Genomic DNA, 13,943 nt, shown 5'->3' with positions numbered 1-13,943 from the left:
CCAAGAAGCATGGCTGAACCCAGAATTGTGATCCTGGGCGCGGGATCAATCGGCGTGGCCTTTGCTGCCGTCTTTGCCGATTGCGGCGCGCAGGTGGTCATCGCCGATCCAGACCCCAACCGGCGCGCCGATGTCGCGCGGGGGCTGGAGGTGCAGCGCAAAGCGATTGCAAGCGCAGGGTTGCTCCGGGGTGCTGCGGGCGGCGTGACGGTTGTCGATCAGGCCGACACGGCAGTCGCGCAGGCAGATCTGGTTTTGGAGGCTGGCCCCGAAGACCTGACCACCAAACAACAGATATTCGCGCGCCTGCTGGACCTGTCGGGGCCACAAACGGTTCTGGCGACGGCCAGCAGCGCAATCACCATATCGCGCATTCTGCCTGACCCCGCACAGCAGGCGCGGGCATTGGTGGCGCATCCCGTCAACCCGCCGTCAGTTTTGCGGCTGATCGAACTGGCCCCGGCGCCGGGTACGCTGGCCCAGACAGTGACGCGTGCCGCCAACCTGTTCGCGCGCACCGGCTTTACCGCCGTGACGCTGGGCCATGAAATCGACGGCTTCATCCTGAACCGGCTGCAAGGCGCGGTCCTGCGCGAAGCCTATCGCCTTGTGGCCGAAGGTGTCGCAGATGCAGAAGGGATCGACACCGTGATGCGGCTGGGACTTGGCCCACGCTGGGCACTGTCCGGTCCATTTGAAACCGCCGAGTTGAACACCCCTGGCGGGATCCGCGCGCATGCGGCGCGTATGGGCCCGGCTTATCGCGCAATGGGCGAAGCCCGTGGCGAGGTGGATTGCACATGGTCCGACACGCTGGTGGGCGATGTAGATCATCAGCGCCGCAGGGTGATTGCGCTGGATGACCTGCCGGACCGCGCCCGCTGGCGCGCCGGTGCGGTGGCGCGGCTTGTTGCACTGCGCGATGAACTGACACAAAAGACAGGTCAGACCGGCTCTGAACACAACCTTGCATCCCCCACCTCGGCAGCGCCGGCGGACAGGTCCACCACGATCCCATGACACCCCCAACCGATCTGCACCCGAAGGATTCCATGACCGCACCGGTTTCGCCCCCGCCCGCTTCTGTCGGCTTCAGCTTTGATGGCCGGGCATTACACGCCCGTGAGGGCGTCAGCATTGCTTCGGCGCTGACCGAGGCCGGTATCCGCGCCCTGCGGCTGACGCCCACAGGCGCGCCGCGCGGCATGTTCTGTGGCATGGGAGTGTGCCAGGAATGTCTTGTCGTGGTGAATGGCCAACCCAGCCAGCGCGCCTGCATGACACCGTTGACCGACGGGATGGAAATCACCACGCAACCCGCCCTTTCGCCCGTCACCTTACCGCTTGAAACGACAACCACCCCGGCAGCACAGGCCCGCCACCTGACGCCAGATGTCCTGATCATAGGCGGCGGCGCGGGTGGCCTATCCGCAGCGACTGCCGCGGCGCGCGCAGGCGCGAGTGTGATCCTGCTGGATGAACGCAAGATCGCCGGGGGCCAGTATTTCAAACAATCCATCGCCGGGCTTTCCCCCATGGATGGCCAACAGGCGCAGGGGCAGGTGCTGCTGACCGACGCGCACGCCGCAGGGGTCGAGGTCATATCGCAGGCAGAAATCTGGGGCGCATTCGACGGCCCCCTGATTATCGCACAGCATAACGACAGCGCCTTGGTAATCCGCCCACAGCAACTGATTGTCGCCACCGGCGCGTATGAACGGCCCGTCATGGTGCCCGGCTGGACACTGCCCGGCGTGATGACCACAGGTGCCGCGCAAACCCTTTGGCGCAGCTACCGCGCACTGGCGGGCAAGCGTGTGGCACTGTTCGGATCTGGGCCCCTGAACCTGCAGGTTGCCAGTGAACTGGCGCAGGGCGGGGCAAAGGTGATCATGGTCGGTGAAAGCGCGGCAGCCCCATGGACGCGCCCTCTGGCCGCCCTGCGCATGGCACTGCGTGGCCCCGCCCTGGCCGCCAAAGGCGGGGCGATAATGGCGCGTTTGCGCCGTCACGCTGTGCCGGTGCGCTTTGGCACCAACCTGCGGCGCATCGATCAGGACGCCGATGGCGCGCTGACGGTGCATTATGAAACAGGCGGATCGGGCAAAACCATCACGGTAGACGCGCTGTGCATGAATGCCGGGTTTGATCCGCAAAACGAAATCGCGCGGCTGTTGGGCGCAGCGATGCACTATGACTCTGCCTTTGGTCAGTTGCGCACCCTGCGCGACGCGCGGATGGGCACGAATGTTCCGGGGTTGCGCGTTGTGGGCGATTGCGCGGGGCTGGGTGGCGCGCCTGCGGCCATGGTCGAAGGCCAGATCGCCGGGCGCGCGGCCGCCGCTGAATGCGGTCACGGCTGCGACCACGACCTGTTTCTGGCCGAACGCGAACTGGCCCGGCACCGGCGGTTTCAACAGGCACTTTGGCAGCTCTATACCCCCCTGCCCGCCCTGCCGGTCGACCCGGAAACCGTGATCTGCCGGTGCGAAAACATCACTCTGGCACAGATACAGACAGGCATGGCCGATGCCGCGCATATTGGCACGATGAAACGGGCAACCCGCGCGGGTATGGGCCGCTGTCAGGGGCGCTATTGCAGCCCGGTTGCCGTGCGGCTGATGGCGCAGGCCACTGGCACCACGCCCGATGACAACAGTTTCTTTGCCCCGCGCGTACCGATCAAACCTGTCAGCATCGGTGCGATCATGGCCGCAGAAAGCGTGTTTGATGATACGCTGTGACCTGTTGATCGTTGGCGGCGGGATCGTCGGCACCTGTGCCGCACTGCACGCCGCCGAAAGCGGCGCAGTTGTGCATCTGGTCGATGGCGGTACAAACGCCGGATCAGATGCAAATGCGGGCAGCCTGCATGTGCAATTGCAAAGCCGTTTCATCCGTCTGTTCCCCGAGAAAGCCCCGAATGTCGAAGCCTCCCTGCCGCTGTATCTACAGGCGGTCACGCTTTGGGATCTGTTAGAGGCGCGGTTTGGCCCATTTCAGATGGTCCGCGACGGCGGGTTGATGCTGGCCGAGACCGCCGAGCAGTTGCGCTTTTTGGAAACCAAGGCCGGGCGCGAGGCACGCCATGGCCTGAACGTCGAAATTCTGGATCGGCCCGCGCTGGACCGTCTGGCACCGTGGCTTGGCCCGCAGATCCTCGGCGCGGAACTCTGCCGCGATGAGGGAAAGCTGAACCCGCTGCACGCCAACATCCGCCTGAAAGCCGCCGCGCGCGCCGCCGGTGTGATGTTTTACACCGACACGGTGACCACGTTAACCCCGGATGGAACAGGTATGTTGGCTACCGGCTCGGCGCATGGGGCCACGTGGCGGGCCGAACAGGTGATCGTGGCAAATGGCTGGGGCGCGGGGGCGTTGTGCGGGCCACTGGGCCTGAGCGTCCCTGTGCAGGCCGAAGCCTTGCATATGAACATCACCGAAGACGGCGACAGCGATATCCGCCACCTGATCCAGCATGCCGAACGCTCGATCACGCTGAAGCAGTTGAAGACCGGGCAGATCGTCATTGGGGGCGGTTGGCCCGCCCACGGGCGCGGTGCGCAGGTGCCGCAGGTCGTCGCTCAGTCGCTCTTGGGCAATGTCGCGCTGGCGGGGCGGCTGGTTCCGGCAATCGCAGGCCTGCGGGTGCTGCGTAGTTGGGCAGGAATCAATACCACCGCCGATGGGCGCACCATTCTGGGCCGCCTGCCCGATTGCCCGCGTGTGATCGTCGCGGTGCCGGGCGACGCGGGCTATACGCTGGGGCCGCTGGTAGGGCATGCCGCGGCTGCACTAAGCGCAGGGTCCTTACCAAACGTACAGTTTAACGGCTGTGGCCCGGAACGGTTCGCCGCCTGATTATGGCGATTTTCAGCGCTTCAATGCCTGTGAAATATTGGCGGCAGTTTCCAAAAGGCGTGGCAGGACAGTTTCGACAATCTCATCCACCGACATCCGCACCGTTGGAACGCCTACGTTGATTGCGCCGACCAGTACACCCTGCGAACTGCGCAGCGGCACGGCAATCGAGGCCAACCCGATCTCCAACTCTTCATCGACCAGGTTCCAACCCTTTTCGCGGGTTTCCTCCAAAATAGCGCGCAATTTGTGCCGGTCGGTGACAGTGTGGGGCGTCATCGGCGTCAGGGGAATGTTTTGCAATATCCCGGGCCACATCTCTTCGGGCTGGGCGGCCAGCAAAACCCGCCCGGTGGCGGTGCAATGCGCCGGGAACCGTGCGCCGACCGTGATACCCACACTGATGACCCGGTGATACTGCGCGCCAGACACATAGACGACATCGAATTTATCCAGCACCGCAGCTGACACCGACTCGCGGATTTCATCGGACAGATGGTCGATGAACGGACGCGCGATATCCCATGCCCCTTTGGATGACAGCACCGAAAAGCCCAGTTCCAGCACTTGCGGCGTCAGGTCAAACAGCTTGCCGTCGGCCACGGCATACCCTTCATGAACCAACGTCAACAGGATGCGGCGCGCGCCTGCGCGGGTATTGCCGGTTTCGGCTGCGACTTCGGTCAGGCTCATCTTGCGGCGTGTCCGGTTGAACGCTCGCAACACATCCAGCCCCCGAACCAGTGAGCTGACATAATCGCGCGGGTTCAGCCCGCCATCCTCATCCGGCGAATCGGCCGAGGCCGTCATCAATCCTGTGCGCGCAGGATTGCGTTCAGTACGGACTTTGAGCTTCTCCGAGTCGTCAGACATGCGCGATCTCTCTTTTTTGCCTAAATCATTAAAAAATAACGCTGTGGCAAGCTGCCTCAACACTGGGAATTGCAATTTACACTTGAAAGAGCAAGAAAAACTTGGCTAACTGTCGAACATAAGTTCGCTATACGCACATATGCTTTGCAACACTCAGGGGGAAAAATATGACAAGATCACATCTGACGCGCCGGGCCACACTGCAAGCACTAATGGCCGGGGCAGCAGTCAGCGCCATGCCGCGCGGGGCTTTCGCCCAGACCACCAACCTGCGCTGGTGGTCGCCACAAGGCTCGCCCGAGCAAGTGGCCGCCTATGCCTATCAGATCGAAGCCTTCCACGCGCTGCACCCCGAAATCCGTGTCACTTTCGAAATGACCTCCGACGAAGGCTATGCGCCACAATTGGCCGCCGCGTTTTCTTCCGGACAGGTTCCGGATATCGTCACGCACCTTCCCTCATTCGCGGTGCAAAGCTACTACGCCAACGGGCTGATCGAACCCTTTGACGATGTGATCGCTGCAATCGGCGCGGATGATTTCTATCCCGGTGCAAATGATGTGTTCCGCGCCGCAGACGGACAGTATTGCGGCACCGGCATCGGTAACTCAGCCGCGAACATGATGTGGCTGCGCCGCGACCTGATGGAACAGGCCAATATCGACAAGATCCCCGAGACATGGGACGAATTGAGCGCCGCCTGCTCCGCCATGCAGACGCGTGGCACGTATGGCGCACCGTTGCCTTACGGGCGCAACACCATGACTTCGTTGATTTTCACGGGCTTTATCCATGGTGCGGGCGGGCATGTCTTCACCCCCGATCTGGAAGTTGATATCGACAACGAGGGCACCCGCAACGCGCTGGAATTCTACCGCGAGATGCGCGAATTCTGCCCCCCCGGCGCGACCAACTATAGCTGGGGTGAGTCACTTACCGCATTCATCTCCGGCGCGTCAGCCACGGGTATCTACACGGGCCGCGTTCTGGTGAACGCCGTGCTGCAAAACCCGGCCATCGCCGAACATATCACTTGCGCCACCTATCCCCGGATGAGCACCGATATCGCCCCCTGGACCTTCAACGACTTTCCCAGCGTGTTCATCCCGGCACAATCGCAAAACAAGGAAGCCGCGAAACTGTTCGCTGCGTTCCTGTTCGATCCGGAAGGCTACATCCGTCAGCTGCACGCGGCACCTGGCCATGTACTGCCCGTGCTGCAATCAGTCAGCGCCGATGCGCGGTACCAGGACAACGACATCATCCGCACCTACAGCGATGAAGTCGAATTGATGGCACAGGCGGCGGCTGGCGGCTTCAACCTGGGCTATGAAAGCGCCGAGCATCAGTCAAATGACCGCGCAGGCGAGGTTATCAATGCCGGGCCAATCGCCGATCTGGTCCAGCGCGTCGTGTTGAACGGGGACAATGTTGACGAGGCATTGTCGGACACCTCACGCGCAATTGCGGAAATCGTATCAGGTTGATACCCGCTTCGGGGGGCTTCCGGATCAGGCTGGCCCCCCGGCCTTTGACTAAAGGAATACCATGCCACGCCCCAATACCGCCACGCCGCTGGAGCGTCGCTATGCGATGCTCGGCGTTTTTCTGATCGCGCCCACCGTTCTGGTGTTCTGTGCGGTGATCGTCTATCCGCTGTTCTCGGCGATCTATCTGTCGCTGTTCCAGATTTTTACCCCCACGTTGCAGGGGTCGTTTGTCGGGCTGGAGAATTATCAACGGCTGTTGCAACGCCCCGAATTCTGGACATCGTTGCGCAACACCCTGATCTGGACCGTGGGCACATTGACCCTGCAGATCATCTGCGGCGTGGGGATGGCGCTGGTGCTGCATCAGAATATCTGGTTCCGCAGCATTGCGCGCAGCCTGATCCTGTTCCCCTATTTCGTATCGACCGTGGTCGCGGTGCTGGTGTGGCGCTGGCTGTTCAACGATCTGTACGGCATCTTGAACCATCTGATGATGTCGATGGGGCTGATTGACTGGCCGATCGACTTTCTGGGCAGTTCCCCCAATGCGATGATCTCGGTCATTCTGGTGGGCGCGTGGAAGTATTTCCCGTTTGTCGTGATTGCCGTTCTGGCGCGGCTGCAAACCATCCCCGAACCTTTGTATGAGGCCGCAAAGATCGACGGGGCCGGACCCATAGCGCGGTTTTTCGACGTGACCCTGCCGCAGCTGCGCGAGGTTCTGGTGGTCATCATCCTGTTGCGCGCGATCTGGGATTTCAAGGAATTCGACCTGATTTTCCTGCTGACCGGGGGCGGGCCGCTGATCTCGACGCAGACGCTGCCGCTGCTGGTCTACAAAGAAGCCTTTGCACTCAACCAGATGGGCATGGCGTCGGCCTATGCCGTGGTGATGATGGCGATCATGCTGGTGTTCATGGTTGTTTACGTGCTGAAAACCCGCAACAAGGACTGAACCAGATGACACGTCGTATCCTGTTCAACCTCTTTGCATGGTCAATCGTTCTGGCGGTGGCGTTTCCGCTGTTCTGGATGGTTGTGACATCCATCAAACCGCAAATCGAGTTGTTCCGCCGCCCACCAACCATCCTGCCCGAAACAGTGACATTCGATCACTATCTGCGCTTGCTGCGGGAAACCAACTTCCTGATCTACTTCCGCAACTCGGTCGTGTTGTCGGTGGCCACCACGGTGACTGTCGTCAGCATTGCCACGCTCGGGGCATATTCGCTGGTGCGGTTTCGGTATCGCGGGCGCGAAAGTCTCGCATTCCTGGTGCTGTTCACCTACCTGCTGCCGTCCGTCGTGCTGATCATCCCGTTGTATCTGATGCTGGTCAATATGGGGCTGTCGAACAGCATTTTCAGCCTGGTGATCGCGTACACCACGTTCGCCCTGCCCTATGCATTGTGGCTGCTGCGGTCCTTCATGGCGGGCATCCCCGAGGATCTGGAATCCGCTGCGCTGGTGGATGGCGCAAGCCGGATGGAGGCGTTTCGCGACATCATTCTGCCGCAACTGCTGCCGGGCATCATCTCGACCGCACTGTTCACCTTCATCTTGTCGTGGAACGAATACCTGTTCGCGCTGGTCTTGATCAACTCGGACAATGCGCGGCCCCTGACCACAGGCGTGATGAACATGCTGGTCTCGTCGTTCAACATCGAATGGTCGCTGCTGATGGCCGCCTCGGTGATGATGAGCGTGCCGCTGATCATCGTTTTCGCCTTCCTGCAAAGCTATCTGACCCGCGGCTTCGGTGCCGGCGGCGTGAAAGGGTAATCATGGCTGACGTCGTGTTCTCAAATGTGCAAAAATCATTCGGGACGTTCACTGCGGTGCGCGATCTGGATCTGACCATCAAATCAGGGGAGTTCGTGTCTCTTTTGGGCCCATCGGGCTGCGGCAAGACGACAACTCTGCGCATGCTGGCCGGTCTGGAATTTCCGTCTGGCGGCGAGATCCGGATTGACGGGAAGGTGGTCAATGACACGCCCCCCGGCAAGCGAGACATCGCCATGGTATTTCAGTCCTACGCGCTGTACCCGCATATGACGGTCGGCAAGAACATCGCCTATCCGCTGAAAAAGCGCCGCGTTCCTACCGCCGAACGCGATCAGATGGTGGCCAAGGTGGCCGACATGTTGCAGCTGACGCCGCTACTGGCCCGCAAGCCGGGGCAATTGTCTGGTGGACAACAACAGCGGGTGGCCCTTGGGCGGGCGTTGGTGCGCGATCCAAAGGTATTCTTGCTGGATGAGCCTTTGTCCAACCTCGATGCAAAGCTGCGCGGCTACATGCGCGCCGAACTGGTCGAACTCCATGCGCGGCTGGGCCGGACAATGGTCTATGTCACCCACGATCAGTTGGAAGCGATGACCATGTCGGACCGCATCGCCATCATGCTCAACGGTGATCTGCAACAATTCGCACCCCCCCAACAAGTTTATCGCGCACCGGCCAACCGCTTTGTTGCGGGCTTTATCGGCACCCCGTCGATGAACCTTGTGGACGGCGAGCTGTCCCGCGTGGGCGACGGCTGGCGCCTGCGCACCGATACGCTGGATCTGCCCGTTGGCCCGTTGATCGATCAGGCGCAGCCCGGCCCCGCGTGCATGGGTATCCGCCCCGAAGGGCTGACCATCGGCACCGGCGACAACACCGCCGAGGTGCTGCTGGTCGAAGAAACCGGGCATGAGAATATCGTGACCCTGCGGCTGGGCACCTCGACCCGGCTGACAGCGCGCACACCCGCCGACCAGATCCTGCGCATGGGCACGCGGGTCCCGTTCAGCATCGACACCTCGGCGCTGCATGTGTTTGGTCCGGGCGAAACCGGGCCGCGGCTGAATGTGCCGGTGCCATTCGAACCAGCAGAAACTCCGACCACCCCCCACTTGGTCGGCGCGCCACTCTAAGGCGCACCAACACCACCCGCCGGGATCCAACCGGCCCCGCGCCGCGCGCGGCCAAAGCGCCCCCCGCGCGGTACGCAACTCAGGAGAGACGAGAAAGTGAACCGTAACAATATCTCTTGGTCGGGGCCGATGCCCGCGATCACCACGCCCTTCCGGGCGGATGGCACGCTGGATGCGGACAGCTACACTGCCAATATCGACCGGCTGATGGACGCCGGTGCAACCGGCATGGTCGCGGCAGGCTGCACCGGCGAGTTCTGGGCGATGGATCTTTCCGAACGCGCGCATCTGGCCGATCTGACTGTGAAGGCACTGCGCGGGCGCGGCCCTGCGATCATCGGCACTGGTGCCATTCGCGCCGAAGAGGTGATTGACCAGATCCACGCCGCGCGCGAGGCTGGTGCCGACGGTGTGCTGGTCATGCCGCCCTATTTCGCCCATCTGACCGAAGCCGAGATCATCGGGCATTACGCCCGGGTCGACGCGGCCGCAGCGGGCATGCCCATCATCGTCTACAACATTCCCGGAAACGCCGGAAACGCGATCACGCCCGCCATTGCTGATACGCTGGTCGATCTGGATCATATCGTCGCGATCAAGGAAAGCTCCAGCGATTGGCGGAATTTCCATGAAACCCTGCTGCGGGTCCGGGACCGCGCGCGCGTGTTCTGCGGCCCTTCCTCAGTCTTCGGGGTGGCTGCGGTGCTGGCGGGCGCGGACGGGCTGATTGATTGCTTCCCCAATGTCTGGGCGCCAGGCTGTATGGATCTGTGGCACGCAACCCGCGCCGGGCGACTGGATGAGGCACTGGCCCTGCAACGCACCGGGCTGGCGCTGACCGAATTGTTTACCACCGACGGACGCACGCTCTATCCCGCGACCAAGGCTGCGATGAACCTGATGGGGCTGCCCGGCGGCGACTATCCGCGTCCGCCATTGCTGCCGCTGGAAGGCGCGGCTTTGGCCGGACTGGCCGACGGTCTGCGGAAAATTCTTGGCGCAGATGTCATCACAACACCTATGAAGGAGCTGCATCATGCATCTGGGACTTGAGGGTCGCACCGCTATCGTGACTGCTGCCAGCCGTGGGCTGGGCCGCGCTGTTGCGGTATCGCTTGCGCGCGAAGGCGTATCACTCGTCATCAACGCGCGTGGAGCGGACGCGCTGAATGAGACCGCGCAGGCACTGCGCGATGATTTTGGCGCGACCGTCACCGCCGTCGCCGCTGATTTCAACACCACTGAAGGGCGCGCGGCCATCCTGGACGCGGCGGGGGGGCGCGCCGATATCCTTGTGAACAACCCCGGCCGCCGCCAGGTGCCCACGCCCTATGCACAGATCAAGCCCGAAGACTGGCGCAGCTGGCTGGAAGACCACTTTCTGTCTTCGATCGAGATGATTCAGGCCGTCGCCCCCGGCATGCAGGAACGCCGCTTTGGCCGGATCGTCAACATGTCGGTCAGCTTCATCAAGTTCCCGCAGGTGGGTTTCGCCCACAGCCACGCCGCACGCCTGGCGCTGTCCGGTGCCACCGCGGCAATGGTGCGCGAACTGATCCCCCATAACGTGACGATCAACACCGTCTGCCCTGGCCTCTTCGACACCGACGCGCTGCACACCAACCTGCACGGCCATGCCGAACGCGGCAACACCACATATGAGGCTATCGTGGCCGACAGGGTGAAATCCTGCCCGGCCGGCCGGTTTGCCGACCCGTCCGAATGCGGCGATCTGGTCGCTTACCTGTGCAGCGCGCAGGCGGGCTTCATGTCTGGCCAGAACATCGTCAACGACGGCGGCGTCCATCAGGGGCTATTCTGATGCGCGTGGCCATGGTCAGCGGCGCGGGCCGGGGCTTGGGCCGCGCCATCGCTGAACATCTGGGCCAACAGGGCTGGGCGTTGTCGCTCGGCGTACGCGACCTGTCTCAGGTCGCCGACATGACCAGCGAGACCACCATGGCCACCCGGTTTGACGCTCAATGCGCCCCCGACGCGCAGGCCTGGGTGGATGCCACAATTGCACGCTTTGGCCGCGTGGATGCGTTGGTGAACAATGCAGGCATCCTGCGCTTCGTCGATTTCGAACAAGGCACGGATGCCGATTGCGAACAGGATCTGGATGATCTCTGGGCCGTGAATGTCAAAGCCCCCTTTCGCCTGATCCGCGCCGCCCTGCCCCATCTGAAAGCCAGCGGTGCGGGGCGCGTGGTCAACATCGCCTCCACCGATTCAAAGCGGTATCGCGGTGGCACATCGGTCGGCTATGTCATGGTCAAACACGCGCTGCACGCCATGACACAAGCCGTTCGGTTTGCAGGCTGGGATGAAGGTGTGCGCGGAACTGCCATCTGTCCCGGCGCGATTGATACCGACCTGCTCGCTGGTCTGCCCGGCGTCACCCCAAAAGCCGACCGCCTGACACCGCAGACCGTGGCGCAGATGGTGGGCTTTGTGCTGTCGATGCCCAACCAGGCCAGTATCCCCGAATTCATAGCAAATACCCGACTGGAGAGCGGACTATGACCCTTCAATCCCCGATCAATGACGAACTGGCGGCATGGGACCGCGATTGCCTGCTACACCCGACCACCCACACCGCCCAGCATGCGCGCGGCGATGTGCCGGGCCGGATCATCACCGGCGGTGAGGGCTGCACCATCATCGACCGCGACGGGAATCGCTTTCTGGACGGCTTCGCGGCGCTCTATTGTGTGAACGCGGGCTATGGCCGGTCCGAAATCGCCGATGCGATGAACGAACAGGCGCAGAAACTGGCGTTCTTTCATGCCTTTGCCGGTCACGGCAATGAACCAGCCATCAAGCTGGCCCGCATGATCATGGACCGCGCGCCCGACCACATGGCGCGGGTCTATTTCGGGCTGTCAGGTTCGGATGCGAATGAGACCAATGTCAAACTGATCTGGCAATACAACAACCTGCTGGGCCGTCCTGAAAAGCGCAAGATCATCAGCCGCTGGCGCGCCTATCACGGGTCAGGGCTGGTATCCGGGTCGCTGACCGGGCTCGCTGCCTATCATGCGCGGTTCAACCTGCCGCTGGACGGGTTCTTGCACACCCATACGCCCCACTACCTGCGCCGCCCCGACACCGACATGACCGAGGCTGATTTCACCAATTTCCTGATCACCGAATTGGAAGCGATGATCGAGGCCGAAGGCCCCGATACAATCGCGGCCTTTATTGGGGAGCCGATCATGGGCACCGGCGGCATCCTGCCCCCGCCCGCAGGGTATTGGGAACGCGTGCAGCAAGTGCTGGCACGCCACGACATCGCCCTTATCGCGGATGAGGTTGTGACCGGGTTTGGGCGGCTAGGCTCCATGTTCGGCTCCGATCACTACGGGATGAAGCCTGACTTCATGACCATCGCCAAAGGGCTGACATCCGCCTATGCGCCGCTGTCAGGCTCCATCATCTCGCAGCGCATTTTCGACGTACTGGCCGATGGCACAGATCAATTCGGCGCATTGGCGCATGGCTGGACCTATTCGGCCCACCCTGTCAGCTCGGCGGCAGGTGTGGCGACGCTGGCGCTGGTGGATTCTATGGGGCTCGTGGAAAACGCCGCGCATACGGGACCGAAATTGCTCGCAGCACTGCGCGATGCGGCGGGCGATCACCCGAATGTCGGCGAAATCCGTGGCGAGGGACTGCTGGCCGCCGTCGAATTCATGGAAAACCCGGCCGAGCGGCAATTCTACGACAAACCTATGGCGGTCAGCAGCGCAATTTCCGCGGCGATGCTGCGCCACGGCGTCATCGCCCGCCCAATGCCGGAAGGCAACATCATCGGCTTTGCGCCCCCGCTCTGCATCACCGAGGATGAGATCAACCAACTGGCTCACGCCCTTCACCTGGCCATTGCCGAGGTCTTGCCGCGATGAACCGCGAACAGCCATGGGAAATGCCGGAATCCGAATGGCGCCCCATCGTCGAACATGTCCGTGCAGGCCGCGCGTTGCGCCCCACCCGTTGGCCGGACGGGGCACGTTGTGCCCTGGCACTGTCGTTCGACGCGGATCACGAAACCTTTGAACTGGGCGCGGGGCGGTCCACCGTGGGGCGGCTGTCATGGGGGGAATATGGCCGCCGCCGTGGCGTACCCCGCGTGCTGGACGCGCTGGCGCGGCACAACGCGCCCGCGACCTTCTTTGTACCCGCTGTCGCCGCCCTGATCGACCCTGCCGCGATGGAACCGATTGTTGCGGGCGGCCACGAAATCGGGGTGCATGGCTGGATCCATGAGAATACGTCAAAACTGGACCGCGCAACCGAAAGCCGCCTGATGGCGCAGGCCGCCGATACGCTGGAAAAGCTGACGGGCACGCGCCCCAAAGGCCACCGCGCCGCGCATTGGGACCTCAGCGCGCATACCATCGAACTGGTCCGCGATTTGGGCTTCAGCTACGATTCCAGCCTGATGGCCGATGATGAATGCTATGAATTGCTTTGTGACGGGCAACCCAGCGGTGTCGTCGAAATACCCGTCGAATGGTCGCGCGACGATGCCGCCTATTTGCTTTTCAACCGCGACCCCGCGACACGGCCATGGACCGACCCGGCCGTGGTACATGACATTTTCCGCCGTGAATTCGACGCCGCCCGCGCCGAGCGCGGGCTGTGCCAGTTGGTATTTCATCCCTTCGTGATCGGTTATCGGTCACGCATCTGGCTTCTGGACGCGCTTTTGGATCATGCCCGTGCCTGTGGTGATGTGTGGATCTGCACCCATGCCGACCTCGCCGACTGGGTCCTGAGCCAAGGCTGAGGCCGGCTG

General features: G+C 62.5%; 13 protein-coding genes. 12 read left to right on the top strand and 1 reads right to left on the bottom strand.

What is annotated here, in order from left to right:
- Nucleotides 1-9 precede the first annotated feature (9 nt).
- From H9529_RS19610 to H9529_RS19600, 3 genes are read left to right on the top strand one after another with little or no spacing between them, the layout of a single operon-like run.
- Nucleotides 10-1,020: a 3-hydroxyacyl-CoA dehydrogenase NAD-binding domain-containing protein gene (locus tag H9529_RS19610; RefSeq protein WP_092888730.1), complete on the top strand. Its 1,011-nt coding sequence runs from the start codon at nt 10-12 to the stop codon at nt 1,018-1,020.
- A 32-nt stretch (nt 1,021-1,052) separates the two neighbouring features.
- The gene (locus tag H9529_RS19605; protein ID WP_176847055.1) at nt 1,053-2,744 is read left to right on the top strand and encodes a 2Fe-2S iron-sulfur cluster-binding protein; all 1,692 of its coding nucleotides are present in this window, start codon (nt 1,053-1,055) and stop codon (nt 2,742-2,744) included.
- Nucleotides 2,731-3,861: an NAD(P)/FAD-dependent oxidoreductase gene (locus tag H9529_RS19600; RefSeq protein WP_176847057.1), complete on the top strand. Its 1,131-nt coding sequence runs from the start codon at nt 2,731-2,733 to the stop codon at nt 3,859-3,861. The genes H9529_RS19605 and H9529_RS19600 overlap by 14 nt, the downstream gene beginning before the upstream one ends.
- 12 nt (nt 3,862-3,873) lie before the next feature.
- Here H9529_RS19600 and H9529_RS19595 read toward each other — a convergent pair whose 3' ends face one another.
- The gene (locus H9529_RS19595; protein ID WP_092888739.1) at nt 3,874-4,734 is read right to left on the bottom strand and encodes an IclR family transcriptional regulator domain-containing protein; all 861 of its coding nucleotides are present in this window, start codon (nt 4,732-4,734) and stop codon (nt 3,874-3,876) included.
- A gap of 167 nt (nt 4,735-4,901) precedes the next feature.
- Here H9529_RS19595 and H9529_RS19590 point away from each other — a divergent pair, with 167 nt between their 5' ends.
- The 9 genes from H9529_RS19590 to H9529_RS19550 all read left to right on the top strand — a co-directional run bounded on the left by H9529_RS19590 (nt 4,902) and on the right by H9529_RS19550 (nt 13,934).
- The gene (locus H9529_RS19590) at nt 4,902-6,221 is read left to right on the top strand and encodes an ABC transporter substrate-binding protein (RefSeq protein WP_092888742.1); all 1,320 of its coding nucleotides are present in this window, start codon (nt 4,902-4,904) and stop codon (nt 6,219-6,221) included.
- A gap of 61 nt (nt 6,222-6,282) precedes the next feature.
- Nucleotides 6,283-7,179, top strand: coding sequence for a carbohydrate ABC transporter permease (locus H9529_RS19585; protein ID WP_092888745.1), 897 nt, complete (start codon nt 6,283-6,285; stop codon nt 7,177-7,179).
- A gap of 5 nt (nt 7,180-7,184) precedes the next feature.
- Nucleotides 7,185-8,006, top strand: coding sequence for a carbohydrate ABC transporter permease (locus tag H9529_RS19580; RefSeq protein ID WP_092888748.1), 822 nt, complete (start codon nt 7,185-7,187; stop codon nt 8,004-8,006).
- Between the two features lie 2 nt (nt 8,007-8,008).
- Nucleotides 8,009-9,142: an ABC transporter ATP-binding protein gene (locus tag H9529_RS19575; RefSeq protein WP_092888751.1), complete on the top strand. Its 1,134-nt coding sequence runs from the start codon at nt 8,009-8,011 to the stop codon at nt 9,140-9,142.
- 96 nt (nt 9,143-9,238) lie between these two features.
- Nucleotides 9,239-10,195 (top strand): dihydrodipicolinate synthase family protein, encoded by a 957-nt coding sequence (locus tag H9529_RS19570; protein ID WP_092888754.1) that lies wholly within the window; start codon nt 9,239-9,241, stop codon nt 10,193-10,195.
- Entirely contained in the window at nt 10,179-10,964 is a 786-nt protein-coding gene (locus H9529_RS19565; protein ID WP_092888757.1) for an SDR family oxidoreductase, read from the top strand. The genes H9529_RS19570 and H9529_RS19565 overlap by 17 nt, the downstream gene beginning before the upstream one ends.
- Complete coding sequence (locus tag H9529_RS19560; RefSeq protein ID WP_176847059.1) at nt 10,964-11,668, top strand: SDR family NAD(P)-dependent oxidoreductase; 705 nt, start codon at nt 10,964-10,966, stop codon at nt 11,666-11,668. Before H9529_RS19565 ends, H9529_RS19560 begins: the two co-directional genes overlap by 1 nt.
- The gene (locus tag H9529_RS19555; protein WP_092888763.1) at nt 11,665-13,050 is read left to right on the top strand and encodes an aminotransferase; all 1,386 of its coding nucleotides are present in this window, start codon (nt 11,665-11,667) and stop codon (nt 13,048-13,050) included. The genes H9529_RS19560 and H9529_RS19555 overlap by 4 nt, the downstream gene beginning before the upstream one ends.
- Nucleotides 13,047-13,934, top strand: a complete 888-nt coding sequence (locus H9529_RS19550) for a polysaccharide deacetylase family protein (RefSeq protein ID WP_092888766.1) — start codon at nt 13,047-13,049, stop codon at nt 13,932-13,934. Before H9529_RS19555 ends, H9529_RS19550 begins: the two co-directional genes overlap by 4 nt.
- The last annotated feature ends 9 nt before the right edge of the window (nt 13,935-13,943 follow it).

Source organism: Roseicitreum antarcticum, assembly GCF_014681765.1.
GTDB lineage: Bacteria > Pseudomonadota > Alphaproteobacteria > Rhodobacterales > Rhodobacteraceae > Roseicitreum > Roseicitreum antarcticum.
The sequence above is the reverse complement of the archived record's forward strand: the minus strand, read 5'-3'. Positions and strand labels throughout refer to the sequence as shown.

Excerpts from the sequence above, each read along its gene's own strand:
- H9529_RS19610 (WP_092888730.1), top strand. The coding sequence starts at position 10 with ATGGCTGAACCCAGAATTGTGATCCTGGGCGCGGGATCAATCGGCGTG.
- H9529_RS19605 (WP_176847055.1), top strand. The coding sequence starts at position 1,053 with ATGACCGCACCGGTTTCGCCCCCGCCCGCTTCTGTCGGCTTCAGCTTT.
- H9529_RS19600 (WP_176847057.1), top strand. The coding sequence starts at position 2,731 with ATGATACGCTGTGACCTGTTGATCGTTGGCGGCGGGATCGTCGGCACC.
- H9529_RS19595 (WP_092888739.1), bottom strand. The coding sequence starts at position 4,734 with ATGTCTGACGACTCGGAGAAGCTCAAAGTCCGTACTGAACGCAATCCT.
- H9529_RS19590 (WP_092888742.1), top strand. The coding sequence starts at position 4,902 with ATGACAAGATCACATCTGACGCGCCGGGCCACACTGCAAGCACTAATG.
- H9529_RS19585 (WP_092888745.1), top strand. The coding sequence starts at position 6,283 with ATGCCACGCCCCAATACCGCCACGCCGCTGGAGCGTCGCTATGCGATG.
- H9529_RS19580 (WP_092888748.1), top strand. The coding sequence starts at position 7,185 with ATGACACGTCGTATCCTGTTCAACCTCTTTGCATGGTCAATCGTTCTG.
- H9529_RS19575 (WP_092888751.1), top strand. The coding sequence starts at position 8,009 with ATGGCTGACGTCGTGTTCTCAAATGTGCAAAAATCATTCGGGACGTTC.
- H9529_RS19565 (WP_092888757.1), top strand. The coding sequence starts at position 10,179 with ATGCATCTGGGACTTGAGGGTCGCACCGCTATCGTGACTGCTGCCAGC.
- H9529_RS19560 (WP_176847059.1), top strand. The coding sequence starts at position 10,964 with ATGCGCGTGGCCATGGTCAGCGGCGCGGGCCGGGGCTTGGGCCGCGCC.
- H9529_RS19555 (WP_092888763.1), top strand. The coding sequence starts at position 11,665 with ATGACCCTTCAATCCCCGATCAATGACGAACTGGCGGCATGGGACCGC.
- H9529_RS19550 (WP_092888766.1), top strand. The coding sequence starts at position 13,047 with ATGAACCGCGAACAGCCATGGGAAATGCCGGAATCCGAATGGCGCCCC.